This window comes from Amycolatopsis sp. NPDC048633, from assembly GCF_040650695.1.
Classification (GTDB): Bacteria; Actinomycetota; Actinomycetes; order Mycobacteriales; family Pseudonocardiaceae; genus Amycolatopsis.
In genome coordinates this window covers 57,219-73,579 of sequence record NZ_JBEZHS010000045.1, presented here as the reverse complement: position 1 = coordinate 73,579, position 16,361 = coordinate 57,219, and the positions used below count along the sequence as shown (strand labels likewise).

The following is a 16,361-nucleotide window of genomic DNA, read 5'->3' as shown; positions in this document are numbered from 1 at the left end:
GGCTGCACTTCTACAATCACCACCGACCCCACAGCTCAACCGGCGGCAAGCCGCCGGTCACCCGACTGACCAACCTCCCCGGACATCACACCTAGCCGCGCGGCTGGGAACGGCCTGCGCTACGGCGGCCGAGGGCCGCTGCCGCCCGGCCGGAACGCGCACCAGCATCGCCGTAGGGAGGCTGTCGCCGCTCGGCCGGCGGGGCCGCTCACCGGCACCGCCAACGTGAGGCCGCCCGCGTTCGTCGTGCACGGTCCAGGGGAGGCTGCCGCCGGTCGGCGGGGGCGCTCGCCCTCAGCGCACCAGCACCGCCAGTGTGAGGCCGCCCGCGTTCGTCGTGAAGTGGACGATCACCGAGGCCAGCACTCCGCGGCCCGCGTGGCGCCACCAGTGCAGGAAGATCCCCGCCACGCCCGCCGCCGCCATGGCCAGGACCTGCAGCACCACCGCCGGCGTCGAGCCGAACACCGCGTGGACCGCCGCGTTGCGGCCGATCGCCAACGCCGGCAGGAAATGCCACAGCCCGAACAGCGCCGCCGCGCCCAGGATCGGGAGCCAGCGCCAGCGGTCGTCCCGAGCGCCCAACAGGGCCGGGAGCACCCCGCGGAACGCCACCTCCTCGATCAGCACCGTGCCGAACAGGATTCGCCCGCACGTCAGCCACAGCAGCTGACCGAAGTCGGGCGTGCCGACCCGGCCGTCCTGGTACACCGTGCGCAGCGATGGCACCGCCAGCGCGATCCCGAACACCACCGCGACCAGCCCGGCCCCGGCGAGACCGGCCAAGGCGGGCCGCCGGAACGACCGCAGCCCCAGGTCGGACCACGACAGCCCGGCCGCGCGGGCCAGGGCCACGAGCACCGCCGCCGCCACCAGCCCGCACACCGGGTACGCCCAGCCCGGCAGCACGCGGTTGGCCAGCGTCGTCGACGCGGCCAGCGTCACGACCGCCGCGAGCAGGGCGAACACCCGGATCAAGGGATGATGTCCCGCGAGTTCAGGGCGTCGGCCAGCCGTTCGCGCAGCTCGGCCGCGGTGGCCGCCGGGTCGATCGCCGACGGCGGGGACAGCACCTTGGAGATCACCGTCGACAGGCTCTGGTACGCCGGGGTCAGCGGCCGGACGGCGGCGTCGGCCAGCGCGGCGAGGATGTCCGGCTTCATCGGGAACTTCGCCGCCATGGTCGAGCCGGGGTCGGCCGGGTCGAGCGGTGCCGGGTCGTCGTAGACCGAGCGCGTGGTCGGCGCCAGGCCGTCCTCGATCGCCTGGTACTTCTGGCTCGCCGAGCTGCGCAGGCACAACGCGGCTTCGAACGCCTCCGCCTGGTGCGGCGAATACGTGCTGACCGCCAGGTTGAAGCCGCCGATCGTGACCCGGCTCGGGCGCCCCGGCACCACCGACGGGTACCGCGCCCAGTGCACGTGCGCGAGGTCCTGCGGCTTCTCCTTCGCGTAGGACGCGTAGACGTACGGCCAGTTCAGCTCCAGTGCGCCCTGCCCGCGCTGGAACGCCTGCCGGACCTCGTCCTCCTTGGAGTTGCCCAGCGACGGGTCGGTGACGCCGGCCGTGGTCAGGGTCTTCAGCACCTCGAGCGCGCGCACGGCGCCGTCGTCCATCAGCACGGACTTGCCGTCGTCGGACAGGATGTGCCCGCCCGCCGACGCGACCAGCGTGTTGTAGAAGACCACCAGGCCCTCGTACTGGGCGCCGGTGAACAGGACGTTCGCCGGCTTGCCCGCGGCTTTGAGGGCCTGAGCCTGAGAGATCATCTCGTCGAACGTCTTCGGCGGGGACGGCGTGAGCCGGTCGTCGTACCAGAGCAGCTGGACGTTCGTGTGCTTCGTCGCCGCGTACAGCTTCCCGTTCCAGCGCGCGGTCGACAGCGGGCCGGGCAGGACGTCGCGCGTCGCCTCGGCTTCGGCGGCGCCGGTCCACGGCACCACCCAGCCGGCCTCGGCGAACTCCGGCACCCACGTGACGTCGAGGCCGAGGACGTCCAGCGACGGATCTTCCGCGGCCAGCCGCCGGACCATCTGCTCGCGCTGGCCGTCCGCGCTGCGCGGCAGCTTGTGGTACTCGATCCGGTAGCGGCCGCCTGCGGCCGCGGTGCAGGCGTCGACGACGTGCTGGAGGTTGTTCTCCGGCGAGACGTACAGGTTGATCGTGACGCCCGAGGCGTCCCCGCACGCGCTGAGGGCGCCCGCGGCCAGCGCCGCGACCAGCGCGATCTTCGTTCGCCTCACGGTCCGATCATGAGGGCTGCCCGGCCGGCGGGCAAGGGATCAGCCCACCGCGTCGGTGAGATCCGCCGGGGACCGCCGCTGGACGGGAACTCTCTTCGACATCGGAAGCGTGGCCTCGGGATCGAACGGCGCGGGCCGGTCGTCGAGGGCGACGGCGGCGTCGGCCAGGAGGGAACGGCAGCCGGTGAGGCTCGCGTGGAGCTTGTCGCGCACCTCGGTGAGGGCCGTGACCTCGCGCTGGGCGGCTTCGACCAGGGATTCCCCGGTCCGGGTCGCTTCGGCGACGAGGCGTCCGGACTCGGCTTCGGCGGTGGTGACGAGCCTTTTGGTCTTCGCCTCCGCGTTGCTGACGAGCTTCTTGGCCTTGGCGTCCGCGGCCGCGACCTGCCGCCCGGTCTTGGTCTCGGTGGTCGTGACGAGCTTTTTCGCCTTGGCTTCCGCGGTGCTGACCAGGTTTTTCGCCTGGGTGTCGGCGGCCGCGACCCGCCTTTCGGCTTCGGTCTCGGCGGTGGCAACCAGCTGATCCGACTTGGCCTCCGCCATCGTGACCAGCGTTTCGCTGCGCTTCGTGGCTTCGGCGGCCAGCTTCGCGGCTTCGGCCTCGGCGGCTGCCAGCTTGTGTTGCCCGCTCGTCACCAGGTCTTCGCTGCGCCGGGTCGCGCCGGTGACCAGCTGATCCACCTTCGCGCGGGCCGCCATTTCCTGCTCGGCCAGCTCGCGCATCGCGGTGGCGCGGCGGACCGTCATCGCGCGGCTGTGATCCTCTTCCTGCCGGGCCCGGCGGTGCGCGGCGGCCTCGTCGAGCTCGCGGCGCCGCTGCTCGGCCGCGCGCAGGAACTCCTCGTGCTCGGTGCGCCGCCGTTCGGCCTCGGCCTCGGCTTCGGCGACCAGCCGGCGCTCCTTCTCCGTGAGCCGGACCGCCTCCCGCTCGGCCTCGCGCCGGGTGCGTTCGGCCGTTTCCGTTGCCCTCGCGGTGATTTCGGTCGCTTCCTCGCGGGTGAGCTCGATCATCCGGCGCGAGCGCTCCTGCAGCGCGTCCGGCTCGATCGGGGTCCGGCTGATCCGGTCGATCTTCACCCGGAGCTCACGGTTGTCCTCGACGAGCGCGGTCACGCGCTGCCGCGCGGAGTCGCGTTCGGCGGCGATTCTGTGTATCTCGGCCTCGGCCCACGCGACGTACTCCGCGACCTGCGCGCGGTGAAAACCGCGCCACGCCAGGTCGAATCCGGGCTGCGCCCGCGCCACGTCCTCGCCACCGCCGGGGGCCATGCCTCACCTCCGAATTGGATGGTTTCTCCTCGGCCGCACGTTTTCCTTGCGGTGCCGGGGAATTCCGGATGCACCCCAGTGTGCCGCAAACCCGCCCCCGCGCGCTGCCCGGGCGGGCGATCATTCGTCGAGCGGTTCCCCGGGACCGGTGGACGTGCTCCGGACGCCGGGCAGTTCGGCGAGTTCGGCGGCGAGGTCGTAGAGATCACCGCGCCCGTCGAGGCGCAGCCGCACGACCGCGATCCGTTGTCCCTCCTCGGAAGTGGACTCGTGATCGACGTCGACGTGGTGCACCACCCACCCCCGCCCGGTGCAGACGGCGAGCGCCGCGCGCAGCACACCGTGGCCGTCGACGTAGCTCAGCTGCACGACCGGTGGTTCGCGGCGGTGCCGCGCGACGAACCGCTGCAGCGGCGGGAAGCCGCGGGTCACCACGAAGTGCGCGATCGTCGTGCCGGCGGCGAGCACCGGCAGCCCGGCGCCGCACGCCGTGCCGACCGCGGCGGTGAGCCAGATCGTCGCCGCCGTCGTCAGGCCGCGCACGGCGTCACGGCGGACGAAGATCAGGCCGGCGCCGAGGAAGCCGATGCCGGACACGATCTGCGCGGCGATCCGCGACGGGTCGAGCGCGACGTGGTCGATGCTCAGCAGGTCGGCGAAACCGTACTTCGACACCAGCATGAACACGGCCGAGCCGACGCCGACCAGGCTGTGCGTCCGCAGCCCGGCGGCCTTCATGCCGGCCTCGCGCTCGAGCCCGATCGCGACGCTGAGCACCAGCGCGAGCAGGACCGGCGGCAGCAGGTCCCACTGCGCCGAGGTGGACCACAGAGTGGGCAAGATCACTACCTCCCGGGGTCGTCGGTGTCGGCACGCGGGGAGAACCGCAGGGGCCGTCACCTGGGCATACTGGGCCGAAAGCCCCGATCGTGCCAGGTGAGGTGGGACGCGTGACAGCCAGTCGGCTCGCCCCGGACTTCGTGGGCTACCCCGAGGTGCGGCGCGGCGTCCGAGCCCTGCTGGGCTCCCGCGCCGGCGCGCACCGGCGCCCGGTGCCGGCGTGTCCGGAGTGGACCGTCACCGACCTGCTGGGTCACCTGATCGCGATCGCCGAGCGCGTGCTCGAGCGCCACGGCGGCACGCCGCCGGTTTCGCCGGCCTCGACGGTCCCGGAGCTGCTCGATCGCTGGGACGACGTCGGCGAAGATCTCGACCGGCGCCTCGCGCGGGCGGGCGGGCGCAGCGGCGAGATCATGGTGATGGACGCCTACACCCACGAGCTGGACCTGCGCGCGGCGCTCGGGATGCCGCCGCCGGCCGAGCACGCGGCCTGGGCGCCGAGCTTCGAGGTGCTGGTCCGCGGGTTCTCGGGCTCGGTCGCGGGCCGCGGGCTGCCGGCCCTGCGCCTGCGCACGACGGGCGGCTCGGAGTGGACCGTGGGCACGGGCCGGCCGGTGGCGACGCTGACGGCTCCCGCGCACGAGCTGTACCGGGCGCTGGCCGGACGGCGGTCGCCGGGGCAGCTGGCGGCGCTGGAGTGGAGCGCGGCGCCGGGACCGTGGCTGCCCGCGTTCAGCTGGGGGCCGTTCACGCCGCCGAGGTCGCCGGGGGTCTAGCCCGGCCGACCCGTTCGTGCCTCAGCCGCCCGGTGGGGTGACCGTCAGCATCGCCGCCAGCGCCAGCACCACGACGCTGAGCAGCACCTCCACCGCCACCGCCTGCCGCAGACGGCGCAGGTCCGCCGTCACCGTCTTCGTCGTGCCCTCCGCCGGGCCGGTCAGGCCCCGGCGCACCGCGCGGCGCGACCGGCTCGCCACCGCCAGCAGCAGCGCGAAGCCGGCGATCTTGAGCAGGACCAGCACCCCGAACCGGGTCGTCCAGAGCGTGGACAGCGACGGCATGATCCGCAAGGCCAGCACGGCGCCGCTGATCGCGATCGCGGTCACCGCGCCCGCCGCGAGGCCGGAGAAGCGCGCCGCGACCGGGGCCAGGTCCTCGTCGGGAGCCGGGCGGTACAGGCACAGGGCCAGCTGGACCAGCCCGCCCGCCCAGACGGCGATCGCCCCGAAGTGCACGAGGTCCGCCGAGACCGAGACGAACATGATCGGGTCGGTGACCGGGTGGCCGGTGGCCGAGAACGTCAGCAGCACCAGGAAGCCGGTCACCATGGCCAGGTTCTCGTAGCGGGACCGCAGCCGGTCCGGCAGCCCGGGCCGCAGCAACCGGGGCAGCAGCACCGCCAGCGCGACGACGGCGGCCAGCCGGAGCAGCAGCAGCTTCCCGTAGGCGACGCGCAGCGTGTCCGCCAGCAGGCCGGTGTCGAAGACCGCATCGAGGTTCCGGCCGGCCGCGTACGGGCCCTGCAGCACGAACGCCGCCGCGGTGGTCACGGCCACGAGGCCGATGCCCCAGCGCAGCAGCCGCCGGGCGCGGCGGTCGGTGCGGGCCGCCGGCCGGCACAGGACGGCGAACGCCAGCCCGCCGAGCAGGACGACGCCCAGGTAGGCCAGCCAGCGGACCACCGTCGACACGAAGTCGACGCCCGGGTCCGTGCCGGTCGCCGCGGACACCGCGCCCGCCGATGTCACAAGCGGTCCGGTGCCGACGACGAACGCGAACGTGCCGCGCACCGGGTGCGAGTCGGCCGAGACGAAGGCGTATTCGACGAGGTAGCTCGCGTCCGGCAGGTTCGGTTTCACCCGCACGGCGAGCTGTTCGGCGACGTCACCGGGCTGGAACACCGGCCCGGAGTCGACCTGCGTGCCCGCGAGGTCGACGACCTTGATCGACCCGGGCTGGATGCCGACGTTCTCCGACAGCGTGACCGACACCAGGGACGGCGCCGCGCTCAGGCGGGCGCCGTCCCCGGGGGTCGACGAGACGATCTCGACGTGGGCCGAAGCCGGCGTGGCGCCGAGCACCAGCCAGCCGGCCAGGAAGGCCAGCAGGGCCAGTGCCCGCCGCGCGGACCGGCCGCTCACGAAGCGGCGAGAGCCAGCGGCTTCTGCCCGCAGACGCAGCCGGTCAGCTCACGCTCGGCGGCCGAGGCGCGCCGGTGCAGGACGACCGCCACGATCATCGGGATGGTGACGATCGTGTTGTAGAACAGGTGCAGCTCCACCCGCGGCACGAGCAGCTGGATGATGCTGGTGGGCACCTTCTGCCCGGCCAGCCGCCAGCCGGACTGCGCCTGGATGAACAGCAGCAGGTGCTCGATGTGGTGCCAGAACTGGATGCCGAGCGCGAGGTTCCACCACTGCCGCGACCGGCCGGCGAAGCCGTACCGCAGGATCCACAGGAACACCAGCATCACGAGCGCGTAGCCGTAGTGCAGCCATTCCTGCGAAATGAGCCACGGGAACGGCATCCCGAGCACTCCCCGCGCCCGCGAGGTGGGCCACCCGAGCCCGTAGATCTGCACGGCTTGGACGATGTGCTCGGCCCAGTGGGCCAGCACGATCACCATGAACACGGCGAGGGCCCGGTTGTGGTACTTCCCGTTGAGCGTCCCCAGGAAGCCGGCCGGCCGAACGAACTCGGAGGTCGACATGCAAGTGCCCCTTCTCGAAGGACCGAATCTCGGCCTTCCGACGATAAAGCTCCCGGCGGCCGCTCCGTTACTCCGGATTGCCCAATTCGCCGGGTCGGCCGGCCGCACCCCGGGGCGGCTCAGTGCAGGGTGAGGCCGTCGGAGAGCTCCGGCTTCGGGGGGATCCGGAACAGCTTGGTGAACAGCTCCAGGTGCGCGAACGCGCCTTCGATCTTCACCCGGCCGGACGCCATCGCCTCGGCCGCGGTCAGGTTGCCGTTGACCAGGTTGATCAGCTCCGGCCCCTGCGGCGCGATGACGATGTCCGCCGAGGGGTGGTCGCCGCTGCTCACCTTCAGCCTTCCGTCGTCGATCATGGCGTGGATGATCAGCGAGTCGCTGTGGCGCAGCACGTACGTCACGTGCACGCCGCGCGCGGCTTCCTCCTGGAACGTCGTGTAGAGCGAGAGGATGGCGGCGTCGGTGGTGAAGACGTCGTCGCCCTTCGGGGAGCCGAGCGAGCGCGCGCCCCACAGCCCGAGGTCCAGCAGGATGTGGTCCAGTTCGCTGCCGTACTCGGTGAGCTCGTAGACCAGGCCGGCGTCGAGCTGCGGCAGGACGCGGCGGCGGACGACGCCGGCCTGCTCCAGCTCGTTGAGCCGGGACGACAGGATGCTCGCCGGGATGCGGGGCAGGCCTCGCTGCAGGTCCGTGAAGCGCTTCGGGCCGAGGATCAGGTCGCGGATGACGAGCATGGACCACCGCTCGCCGATGATTTCGAGAGCACGCGCCAGGCCGCAGAACTGTCCGTAGGTGCGTGTGGTCGTCATACTCGGTCCTCACTGTGGGTCGCATCGGACGCGCGCGCACGCCCGTCGGCTAGCGCGCTCGGGATCCAGCCAGGTTGACGACCCGCTCGGCCGCCGGGCCAGTGCTGTGCGCATGCCTTCGCTGTGGATTTCACGGGAAATGCCGTGTGTTTCGCATACCCGGGCAGGTGTGCCGCGCACTGGCCGCAGGTCCGGCCGCCGGAGGAGAATCCGGTTTCTCGGATTGTGCGCACCGGCGGCAGGGAGTTGAAATGAGCGGATCGGCCGTACAGCCCGCCTTCCACCCGTCGACGTCGCACGCGCGCGGCCGCGTGCTCGGCTTCAAACGGCACCTGCGCGCCGAGGTCAGCAACGGCAACGGCGCCTACCTGTTCTCCGAACGCGGGGTCATCGCGATGCGGGGCGCCCGCATCGAATCGCTCGCGCCGCTGCTGGACGGGACGTGGGAACTGGCCGACGTGCTCGGTGCGCGGCCGGACGGGATGGCGCCCGAGGAGGTCGCGGCGCTGGTGGCCCAGCTCGTCGAGGCGGGCCTGGTGGCCGTGCGCGAGGCGGCCGGGCCCGGGGCCGACGAACGGGAGCTCGCCTACTGGGACGCGTGCGGCATCGACGCCGGCGAGGTCGCGGCCGGCGACACCCGCGGCAGCGTCCGGCTGATCGCGGTCGGCGAGGACGTCGACACGCGGCCCGTCGAGCAGGCGCTGGCGGGCGCGGCCCTCGACGTCGTCGGCGGGACCGGCGAGCCCGACCTGAGCGTGGTGCTGTGCACCGACTACCTCGACCCGCGGCTGGGCGAGGTCGACGCCGAGCACCGCCGCACCGGACGGCCGTGGCTGCTGGCGCGCCCGTTCGGCGCCCAGGTCTGGATCGGGCCGGTGCTGCGGCCGCACGAGTCGGCGTGCTGGCTGTGCCTGACCAACCGGCTGTGGGCCCACCGGCACGCCGAAGCGTGCGCCCAGGAGGTCCTCGGTCACGTCGGCCCCGCGCGCCACCCCGCCGCCGCGCTGCCGCCGCTCACCGCGGCGGCGGCCCACCTGGTGGCGCTGGAGGCCAGCAAGTGGCTGGCCGGCTACCGCCACCGCGGCCAGGAGAGCGTCTGGGTGCTCGACACCCTCAGCCTGCAGGGCGAGCTGCACGAGCTGCGCCGCCGCCCGCAGTGCCCCGGCTGCGGGGACGCCACGCTCGTGACCCAGCGGTCCGCCCGGCCGATCGAGCTGCGGGAGGCCCGGAAGGCCACCTCGGCCGGCGGGGGGCACCGCACCGCGACGCCGGCCCAGATGCTCGAGCGGTACCGGCACCTCGTCAGCCCGGTCACCGGGATCGTGAAGGCGGTCCGGCCCGACCCGGCGGCGCCGCCGTTCGTCAACGCCTACCGGTCGGGGACGAACATCGCCCGCGCCCTCACCGGCGTCGTCGGGCTGCAGGCCGGGCTGCGCGGGGAGAACGGCGGCAAGGGCGTCAGTCCCCTCGACGCCGAGGTCGGCGCGCTCTGCGAAGCGGCGGAGCGCTTCTCCGGCAACTTCCAGGGTGACGAACTGCGGATCCGGGCCTCGTTCGACGACCTCGGCGCGGAGGCGGTCCACCCCAACGACTGCATGCTGTTCGCCGAGCGGCAGTACCGGGAGCGCGCGGCCTGGAACGCGGCGCACGGACTGTTCCAGCACGTCGGCGCGCCCTTCGACACCTCGGCCGTGATCGACTGGACCCCGGTGTGGACGCTGGCGGGCCGGCGCCGCCTCCTGCCGACCGGGTTCCTGTACTACGGCGCGCCCACCGGCTGCGGGATCCGCGGCCTGCGCCCGGACTCCAACGGCGCGGCGGCCGGCAGCAGCCTCGAGGACGCCATCCTGCAAGGCACCCTGGAGCTCGTCGAACGGGACGCCGTCGCGTTGTGGTGGTACAACCGGACGCCGGTGCCGGGGGTGGATCTCGCGTCCGCCGGCGATCCGTGGCTGGAGGAGATGATCGGCGGCTACGCGGGCATCGGCCGCGAGCTGTGGGCGCTCGACGTGACCTCGGACCTCGGCGTCCCGGTGGTCGTGGCGCTCTCGCGGCGCACCGACGGGCCGCACGAGCACGTCATCTTCGGCTTCGGGGCCCACCTCGACCCGCGGATCGCCCTCCGCCGCGCGGTCACCGAGCTGAACCAGATGATCCCCGACGTGCTCCACTTCGGACACGAGCTCGACGACCCGGACGCGGCCCGCTGGCTCCGGTACGCGACGGTCGCCAACCAGCCGTACCTCCGGCCCGCCGCGGGCGTGCGGATGCGCGTCCCGGCGGACTTCCGGTTCGTCCACCGCCCGGACGTGCGCGACGACGTGGTGGCGCTGGGCCGGACGCTGGCGGCGGCCGGCACGGAACTGCTCGTGCTCGACCAGACCCGGCCCGACGTGGGGATCCCGGTGGTCAAGGTGCTCGCGCCGGGGCTGCGGCCGTTCTGGGCCCGCTACGCGCCCGGACGACTGTTCGACGTTCCGGTGCGGCTGGGCAGGCTCGCCGAGCCGACGCCGTACGAGCGGCTCAATCCGTTCCCCATCTTCCTCTAGCACCCTGGAGTGCCCCGGAAGAGCACTTCACCCCTCGCGTAGGAGCACCCGTTGACCGCCGACAGCCCGGAGGGACGCGCCGAAACGATCCGGTTGCTGTCCCTGACCGAGGACACCCTGCTCGAAGCCGCGGACGACGGGACGCTCGTCGCCATCTCCTGGTGGGGGGAGTACGAGTTCCGCGGCACGCCCGAGGAAGTCCGCGCGTCGCTCGACCGTATGGCGCTCGGCCCGGTGACCATGGCCAACCTGGCCGTGGCCGGCCAGGACGAGTCGCGGGTGTCGCTGCGGAAGGTGCTCACCCGGCTCTCCGGTTCGGTGGTGCACTCCCTCGCGCTCAACGACGGCCAGGGGCCGTTGCTGTCGGCGATCCCGGTGACGCAGAACCCCGCGTTCCCGGTCGGCCCGCTGCCGGCGGCGCGGCGCGTCCGGCTCTCGCGGTTCACCTCGCTGCGCGCCGACGGTGGCACGCTGCTCGCCGAGTCGCCGGGAGCGCGGTACAAGGTCGCCTTGTCCAGCTCGCCCGCCGTGGTGATCGCGTCGTCGCTGGCCGCGCCGAGAACGGTCGACGAGCTGGCCGGGACGGCCGGGGTGCCCTCGGCGGTCGTGGCCGACGTCCTGTCCTTCCTGGTCGCCGCCGGGGTGGTGCTGCTCGCCCGGCCCGACGGCGGGTTCGCCGAGTCCGGCGGGCCCGACCTCAGTGTCTGGTCGCCGGGCGACCTGCTGTTCCACACCCGCAGCCGGACCTGGCAGAAGGGGGCGGCGCCGGATCCGGACGCGGCTCGCGAGATGCGCGAGCCGCCCGTGGTCAAGCAGGTCATCGCGGGGCCGACGTTCCCGCTGTACCGGCCGGACCCGGCCGTGCTGGCGGCCAGGGACCCGACGCTGACCAGCCTGCTCGAGCGCGACCACACCTGCCCGGAGCTCAGCGAGCGCGCCCTGCCGGCGCGGCAGATCGGCGAGTTCCTGTTCCGGGCGGCCCGGGTCCGCTCGGTCGGCCCGGCGCACCTGCCCGGCGGCCCGGCACACGAGGCGTCGCAACGGCCGTACTTCAGCGTCGGCTGCCTGTACGAGCTCGAGATCTACGTCGGCATCAACCGCTGCGACGACCTGGCCCGCGGGATCTACCACTACGACCCGCTGTGGCACACGCTCACCCTGATCAACGACGACCCCCCGGTCCTGGACGGCCTGCTGGACATGGCGATGGTCGCCGCGGGCGGCCACGCCCGGCCGTCGGCGCTGCTGACGATGACGGCCCGCATGTCGCGGATCGCCTGGGCCCTCGGCGGGGCGGCGTACGCCACGACCCTGCTCCACGTCGGGGCGCTGCAGCAGGTGTTCTCCCTCGCCGCGAAGGCCATGGGGCTGACCGCGCACGCCGTGCCCGTGGACGCCGGCGACCGCGTCGACCGGGCGCTGAAGCTGGAGTGGCCCGCCGAGGTCAGCGTCGGCGAATGTGTCCTGAACTTGCCCGGGTGAGCCTGCGGCGGGAACGCCCGGATCGCGGTTCCGGCTGTTAGATTTGCCGGGCGGACATTTGGGGAGATTCCGCGAGGGGGCAACTGGGGGTACTGGGGAGGCGCAGCGGTGGTTTCTCTAGCGAAACCGGCCGGTCCGGCCGTGCCCGGAAAGCGCCGGGTCCGTCGTGGCTTCGTCCCGCGGGCGGGACCCGCGCGGCCCGGGGCCGTGGACGGTCCGGCGGGCCGCCCGTTCCCGCTGCGGCCGGGCCGGTTCGCGCACGCCGGCGGCTGCGTCGCCATCGGGCTGCTCTGTCTCCTCACCCCGCTGCAGGAGGCGGCGGACCGGGCGGTGGTCCTGGCCGCCTGCGGGTGCGGCGGGGCGCTGGTCCTGGTCCACCTGGCCGCGTTCGGGCGCGGGCGGACCCGGTTCCGTGGCCCCGCGCTGGCGCTGCAGGCCGTGCTGGGCCTGGCCCCGGAGCTGGAGTTCGGCGCGGCATGGGCCGTGTTCAGCTGTTTCTTCCTGGGCAGCCTGCCGCTGGTGGCCCGGCCGCGCGTCGCCGTCCCGGTGCTGGTGCTCGTGACGGCCGGGGCCGGGGCACTGGCCGTGCGGGCCGCCGGACCGGCGGCCGTCGCGGACGGCCTGCGAGCCGCGTTGCTCACCGCGGTGACGGCCTTCGCGGTGTTCGGGCTGGCGTGGCTCGCCGGGGCGGCCGCCCCGGACGAGGACGGCAGGCGGGAGCTCGCCGCCCAGGTGGTCGCCGAGGAACGCCGCCGGTTCTCCCGGGACACCCACGACCTGCTCGGCCTGAGCCTCTCGGCGATCACGCTCAGGGTGGAGCTGATCCGGCGCCTGGTCGACGACTGCCCGCAGGCCGCGCAGGCCGAGCTGGCCGAACTGCTCACGATCTCCCGCAAGGGGCTGGCGGACGTCCGGGCGATCGCGGCGGGGTCCCGGGAGATGTCGCTGGCGGAGGAGTGCCGGTCCGCCGCCTCGGTGCTGCGGGCGGCGGGCATCACGGTCGGCTTCGACGGGCAGCTGCCCGCCGACCTGCCGTCGCCGGTGGCGACGACCTTGGCGGCGGTCCTGCGCGAGAGCGTCACGAACGTCATCCGGCACAGCAAGGCCGCCTGGTGCGACTTCTCGGTCGTGGCGGTGGCGGGCGCGGTGCGGCTGCAGGTGGCCAACGACGGGGTCCCGCCCGCCGGCGAAGACCCGCCCGCGGGCGAGAACTGCGGCTCCGGGCTGCGGAACCTCACCTACCGCGTGGAAGCCCTCAGCGGCGAGCTGTCGGTGGGGGTGCGGCCGGACGGGACGCACCGGCTGTGCGCGGTCGTCCCGCTGCGGGCACCGGCCTGGTGAACGGCGTCCGGAGCCGTTACAGCCATTCGGCTTCGGTGGCGATCCGGATCGCGTGGACCCGGTTGCGCGCGTTCAGCTTCGTCACGGACGCGGCCAGGTAGTTGCGGACCGTTCCGGGCGACAGGAACAGGTCCGCGGCGATGTCGGCCACGTTGCGGCCGCGGGCGGCCAGCGAAAGGATCTCCAGCTCACGGGGGGTGAGCGGGCAGTCGTCGGCTTCCCAGGCGGACAGGGCGAGCTCGCTGTCGATGACGCGGCGGCCGAGGGCCACCGAGCGGACCGCGTTCGCCAGCTTGTCCGAAGGCGCGTCCTTCAGCAGGAAGCCGTTCACCTTGGCGTCCAGGGCGCGGCGGACGGTGCCCGGCCGGCCGAGGCTGGTGAGGATCAGGGTGTGGCATTCCGGCAGGCTTTCGTGGATCTCGGTGGCCGCCGTCAGACCGTCCTTCCCGGGCAGATCGATGTCGATGACGGCGACGTCCGGATGGGCCGCCTTCGCCGCGGGGAGGATCTCGTCGCCGGAATCGACTTCCGCGACCACTTCGATGTCGGATTCGAGGTTGAGCAAGGCGACAAGCGCGCCGCGGACCATATCCATATCCTCGGCCAGCAAAACTCTGATCACGGTGTGACCTCACTTCCCCCAGTGGGACGTCTCCCCGTGAGAATGGTACGCCACCGGATCCCGCCGGAAAGCAATTTCCGCCGCCCGGAATGCCGGCGATCGGCGCCGTCCCCACGACGCGCGATCGCCGGCCGGAAGCCCGGCGTGACCGCCTTCCCCGGTTCGGTGGACGCGTTCAGACCGCCACGGGCCGCCGGACGGCCGACGGCCGCAGGTCCGGCAGCGCCAGCAGCACCGGCGGGTCGAAGCTGTGGCGCGGCCGCAGCCGTACGTCGGCCAGCACGGCGGTGACCCCGCGGTGCACCGACACCGGGCCGGCGAGCCCGGTGTAGGGCCGTGGCCCGCGGTCGTCGTCGTAGCCGGCGGCGAAGGTGTGGGCGATGACGTACCAGGCGCCGGGCGGCACGTCGGCCAGCGCGTACGGTCCCGGCCCGGACAGGATCGCGTACCGCGCGGGACGGCCTTCGGTGATCTTCGCCGGGAACAAGCCGACGAATACGGTGCCGGCGGTCCCGTACGGGCAGTGGACGTTCCCGCGCAGCGTGCTGCCCGAGGGGGCCTGGTCAGCGCGTTCGGGGATCCGCGGCGGCAGGCCCCTGGCCTGCCGGTAGCCGCTCGGCGACAGCCCCACGCTGCCGCTGAAGCGGGCGCTGAAGGTGCCGACGCTGTTGTAGCCGACCTGGTGGCTGATGCCGGCCACGGAGATGCTCGTCGTCGCGAGCAGCCGTTTGGCCTCGGCCAGCCGCAGTGCCGACAGGAACCGGCCGGGGGAAAGCCCGGTCGCCCGCAGGAACACACGGGTGAAGTGGAACTTGCTGAACATGGCGGCCCGGGCGAGGTCGTCGACGGTCAGCCGGTCGCCCAGGTGGTCCCGCATGGTCGTGATGGCGCGCGCCATGGCCTGTCGTACGACCTCGTCCATGGTGGCCCTCCTCCCCTCGCCTGGCGTCGGTGGCCGCGTTCCCCTGTGAAACGCGTGGCCGCTGGCGGAATGCTTGTCGACAAGAACTCTAGGTCGGACGCTGTCTACTTCTTAAGTGCTCAGTGCACCGTTCCGGATGGGTTTCGCACGGGCCGGACATGCGTTTTGCATAGGGCCCGCCTACCGCGGTTCCGGCGGCCCGGCCGGGTATGTCCTCCGATGGATGGCCGTGCGTTCCCGTCGCGTATCGCGGCGGCGCGAACGCGAAAAGTGAGCGAAACGGCGTTATCCGGTCGTTTGGCTGCCCTCTGCTACTCCATTCGGGGCAGTCGCCGCGCTGCGCGGAGCAGACATAAAGCACATATGCCCGGTGATGTGAGCACTGGTTCCCGACGGTCCGCGAGCGGACTATTTATGGCACGTGAAGCTTTCTACTTCGCCACTGGGAGATCTCAATGTCCGCACGTATTTCCGCTGACGTCCGCGCGCTTTTCGTCGATCTGGGGGTCGAGGTCGAAAACGCCGATTCGATCGAGACCGGTCTCGTGATCGACTGTTTCGAACAGTGGGGGAGCCGCGTCGACTCGAGGGTGTGCTTCTCCGTTTGCGGGACGAACATCGAAGCGCTGCGCGACGTGGAACTCGCTGCGTGAGCCCGTTCCGGCTGCCGTCCGCGCTGGTCCGGGCCTGAGGGAGCCGGTCTCCCGGGTGCATTCGCCCCGGAGGCCGGCTCCCTCGGCGTGCGCCTGACATCCACTGGCGACAGTCGGTGGGAAATTTCCCACCATGCACCTATTGCTTTTCTACCTTCGGTAGTCGTCCGAGCGCGTTCTGCTGTGGTCGGATCGAATTGCTTCGAGGTCCACGTGCATTTTCCGAGGTGAACCCTCTTGGCCCAACCGGGAGTCCCGCGGAAATGTTTAACTGAGGCCCTGGGGAAGTTGTGAAGGCGGAGGCGCCTCGTGATCAAAGTGCTCGTGGCTGAAGACATGCACATAGTCCGGAGCGCGCTCGTGGCGCTGTTGGGGCTGGAGCCCGACATCGAGGTGGTGGCCGAAGTCGCTTCCGGGACCGAGATCCTTTCCGCGGCCCGGGCCAGCGAAGCGCACGTCGCCATCATCGACATCGACCTGCCGGGCAAGGACGGCCTCACCGCGGCCGGTGAGCTGCGCGAGCAGCTGCCGTGCTGCCGCACCCTGATCCTCACCGGCCTGGGCCGTCCGGGCACGCTCAGGCGCGCGCTGGACGCGCGGGTGAGCGGGTTCCTGCTGAAGGACGCGCCGCCGGGCGAGCTGGCCCACGCGGTCCGCGGCGTCGCGGCCGGACGGCGGATGGTGGACGGCGCCCTGGCCCTGGCGGCCTGGGACAGCGACGACTGCCCGCTGACCGGCCGCGAGCTCGACGTGCTGCGGCTCACCTCCCAGGGGTACGGGACGGTCGAGGTGGCGGCCCGGCTGTTCCTGTCGGCGGGCACGGTGCGGAACTACCTGACGACGGTGGTGTCGAAGCTGGGGGCCCGCAACCGGGTGGACGCGATCCGGCGGGCCCAGGAGTCCGGCTGGATCTGAAGCGCC

General features: G+C 72.8%; 15 protein-coding genes. 6 read left to right on the top strand and 9 right to left on the bottom strand.

What is annotated here, in order from left to right; genetic code table 11:
- Positions 1–294: 294 nt before the first annotated feature.
- The 4 genes from AB0C38_RS44305 to AB0C38_RS44290 all read right to left on the bottom strand — a co-directional run bounded on the left by AB0C38_RS44305 (position 295) and on the right by AB0C38_RS44290 (position 4,352).
- Positions 295–978: a CPBP family intramembrane glutamic endopeptidase gene (locus tag AB0C38_RS44305; RefSeq protein WP_360685772.1), complete on the bottom strand. Its 684-nt coding sequence runs from the start codon at positions 976–978 to the stop codon at positions 295–297.
- Positions 975–2,243 (bottom strand): ABC transporter substrate-binding protein, encoded by a 1,269-nt coding sequence (locus AB0C38_RS44300; RefSeq protein ID WP_360685769.1) that lies wholly within the window; start codon positions 2,241–2,243, stop codon positions 975–977. Before AB0C38_RS44300 ends, AB0C38_RS44305 begins: the two co-directional genes overlap by 4 nt.
- 39 nt (positions 2,244–2,282) lie before the next feature.
- Positions 2,283–3,512 carry a M protein gene (locus tag AB0C38_RS44295; protein ID WP_360685766.1) on the bottom strand — a complete coding sequence of 410 codons (1,230 nt, stop codon included), beginning with the start codon at positions 3,510–3,512 and terminating at the stop codon, positions 2,283–2,285.
- A 120-nt stretch (positions 3,513–3,632) separates the two neighbouring features.
- Complete coding sequence (locus AB0C38_RS44290) at positions 3,633–4,352, bottom strand: MgtC/SapB family protein (protein ID WP_360685763.1); 720 nt, start codon at positions 4,350–4,352, stop codon at positions 3,633–3,635.
- Positions 4,353–4,462: 110 nt separating this feature from the next.
- On the opposite strand from AB0C38_RS44290, the gene AB0C38_RS44285 reads away from it, so the two are divergent.
- On the top strand, positions 4,463–5,128 hold the full coding sequence (locus AB0C38_RS44285; protein WP_360685761.1) for a maleylpyruvate isomerase family mycothiol-dependent enzyme: 666 nt from the start codon (positions 4,463–4,465) through the stop codon (positions 5,126–5,128).
- Positions 5,129–5,149: 21 nt separating this feature from the next.
- Here AB0C38_RS44285 and AB0C38_RS44280 read toward each other — a convergent pair whose 3' ends face one another.
- The 3 genes from AB0C38_RS44280 to AB0C38_RS44270 all read right to left on the bottom strand — a co-directional run bounded on the left by AB0C38_RS44280 (position 5,150) and on the right by AB0C38_RS44270 (position 7,871).
- Positions 5,150–6,493 (bottom strand): copper resistance protein CopC, encoded by a 1,344-nt coding sequence (locus AB0C38_RS44280; RefSeq protein WP_360685757.1) that lies wholly within the window; start codon positions 6,491–6,493, stop codon positions 5,150–5,152.
- Positions 6,490–7,062 (bottom strand): hypothetical protein, encoded by a 573-nt coding sequence (locus AB0C38_RS44275; protein ID WP_360685754.1) that lies wholly within the window; start codon positions 7,060–7,062, stop codon positions 6,490–6,492. Before AB0C38_RS44275 ends, AB0C38_RS44280 begins: the two co-directional genes overlap by 4 nt.
- A gap of 119 nt (positions 7,063–7,181) precedes the next feature.
- On the bottom strand, positions 7,182–7,871 hold the full coding sequence (locus AB0C38_RS44270; RefSeq protein ID WP_360685751.1) for a winged helix-turn-helix transcriptional regulator: 690 nt from the start codon (positions 7,869–7,871) through the stop codon (positions 7,182–7,184).
- 251 nt (positions 7,872–8,122) lie between these two features.
- On the opposite strand from AB0C38_RS44270, the gene AB0C38_RS44265 reads away from it, so the two are divergent.
- The 3 genes from AB0C38_RS44265 (at position 8,123) to AB0C38_RS44255 (ending at position 13,243) form a co-directional block, all read left to right on the top strand.
- Positions 8,123–10,420, top strand: a complete 2,298-nt coding sequence (locus tag AB0C38_RS44265; protein WP_360685748.1) for a TOMM precursor leader peptide-binding protein — start codon at positions 8,123–8,125, stop codon at positions 10,418–10,420.
- Between the two features lie 51 nt (positions 10,421–10,471).
- Positions 10,472–11,902 carry a SagB/ThcOx family dehydrogenase gene (locus tag AB0C38_RS44260; RefSeq protein ID WP_360685745.1) on the top strand — a complete coding sequence of 477 codons (1,431 nt, stop codon included), beginning with the start codon at positions 10,472–10,474 and terminating at the stop codon, positions 11,900–11,902.
- Positions 11,903–12,043: 141 nt separating this feature from the next.
- A complete protein-coding gene (locus AB0C38_RS44255; RefSeq protein ID WP_360685742.1) occupies positions 12,044–13,243 on the top strand; it encodes a histidine kinase in 1,200 nt (399 codons plus the stop codon).
- A gap of 16 nt (positions 13,244–13,259) precedes the next feature.
- Here the strand turns inward: AB0C38_RS44255 and AB0C38_RS44250 are convergent, their stop codons facing one another.
- Positions 13,260–13,865, bottom strand: coding sequence for a response regulator transcription factor (locus AB0C38_RS44250; protein ID WP_360685740.1), 606 nt, complete (start codon positions 13,863–13,865; stop codon positions 13,260–13,262).
- Positions 13,866–14,040: 175 nt separating this feature from the next.
- Positions 14,041–14,787 (bottom strand): AraC family transcriptional regulator, encoded by a 747-nt coding sequence (locus tag AB0C38_RS44245; protein ID WP_360685737.1) that lies wholly within the window; start codon positions 14,785–14,787, stop codon positions 14,041–14,043.
- Between the two features lie 455 nt (positions 14,788–15,242).
- Here AB0C38_RS44245 and AB0C38_RS44240 point away from each other — a divergent pair, with 455 nt between their 5' ends.
- On the top strand, positions 15,243–15,440 hold the full coding sequence (locus tag AB0C38_RS44240; RefSeq protein ID WP_360685731.1) for a hypothetical protein: 198 nt from the start codon (positions 15,243–15,245) through the stop codon (positions 15,438–15,440).
- A gap of 309 nt (positions 15,441–15,749) precedes the next feature.
- Complete coding sequence (locus AB0C38_RS44235) at positions 15,750–16,355, top strand: response regulator transcription factor (protein WP_360685728.1); 606 nt, start codon at positions 15,750–15,752, stop codon at positions 16,353–16,355.
- The last annotated feature ends 6 nt before the right edge of the window (positions 16,356–16,361 follow it).

Excerpts from the sequence above, each read along its gene's own strand:
- AB0C38_RS44295 (WP_360685766.1), bottom strand. The coding sequence starts at position 3,512 with ATGGCCCCCGGCGGTGGCGAGGACGTGGCGCGGGCGCAGCCCGGATTC.
- AB0C38_RS44275 (WP_360685754.1), bottom strand. The coding sequence starts at position 7,062 with ATGTCGACCTCCGAGTTCGTTCGGCCGGCCGGCTTCCTGGGGACGCTC.
- AB0C38_RS44270 (WP_360685751.1), bottom strand. The coding sequence starts at position 7,871 with ATGACGACCACACGCACCTACGGACAGTTCTGCGGCCTGGCGCGTGCT.
- AB0C38_RS44265 (WP_360685748.1), top strand. The coding sequence starts at position 8,123 with ATGAGCGGATCGGCCGTACAGCCCGCCTTCCACCCGTCGACGTCGCAC.
- AB0C38_RS44245 (WP_360685737.1), bottom strand. The coding sequence starts at position 14,787 with ATGGACGAGGTCGTACGACAGGCCATGGCGCGCGCCATCACGACCATG.
- AB0C38_RS44240 (WP_360685731.1), top strand. The coding sequence starts at position 15,243 with ATGTCCGCACGTATTTCCGCTGACGTCCGCGCGCTTTTCGTCGATCTG.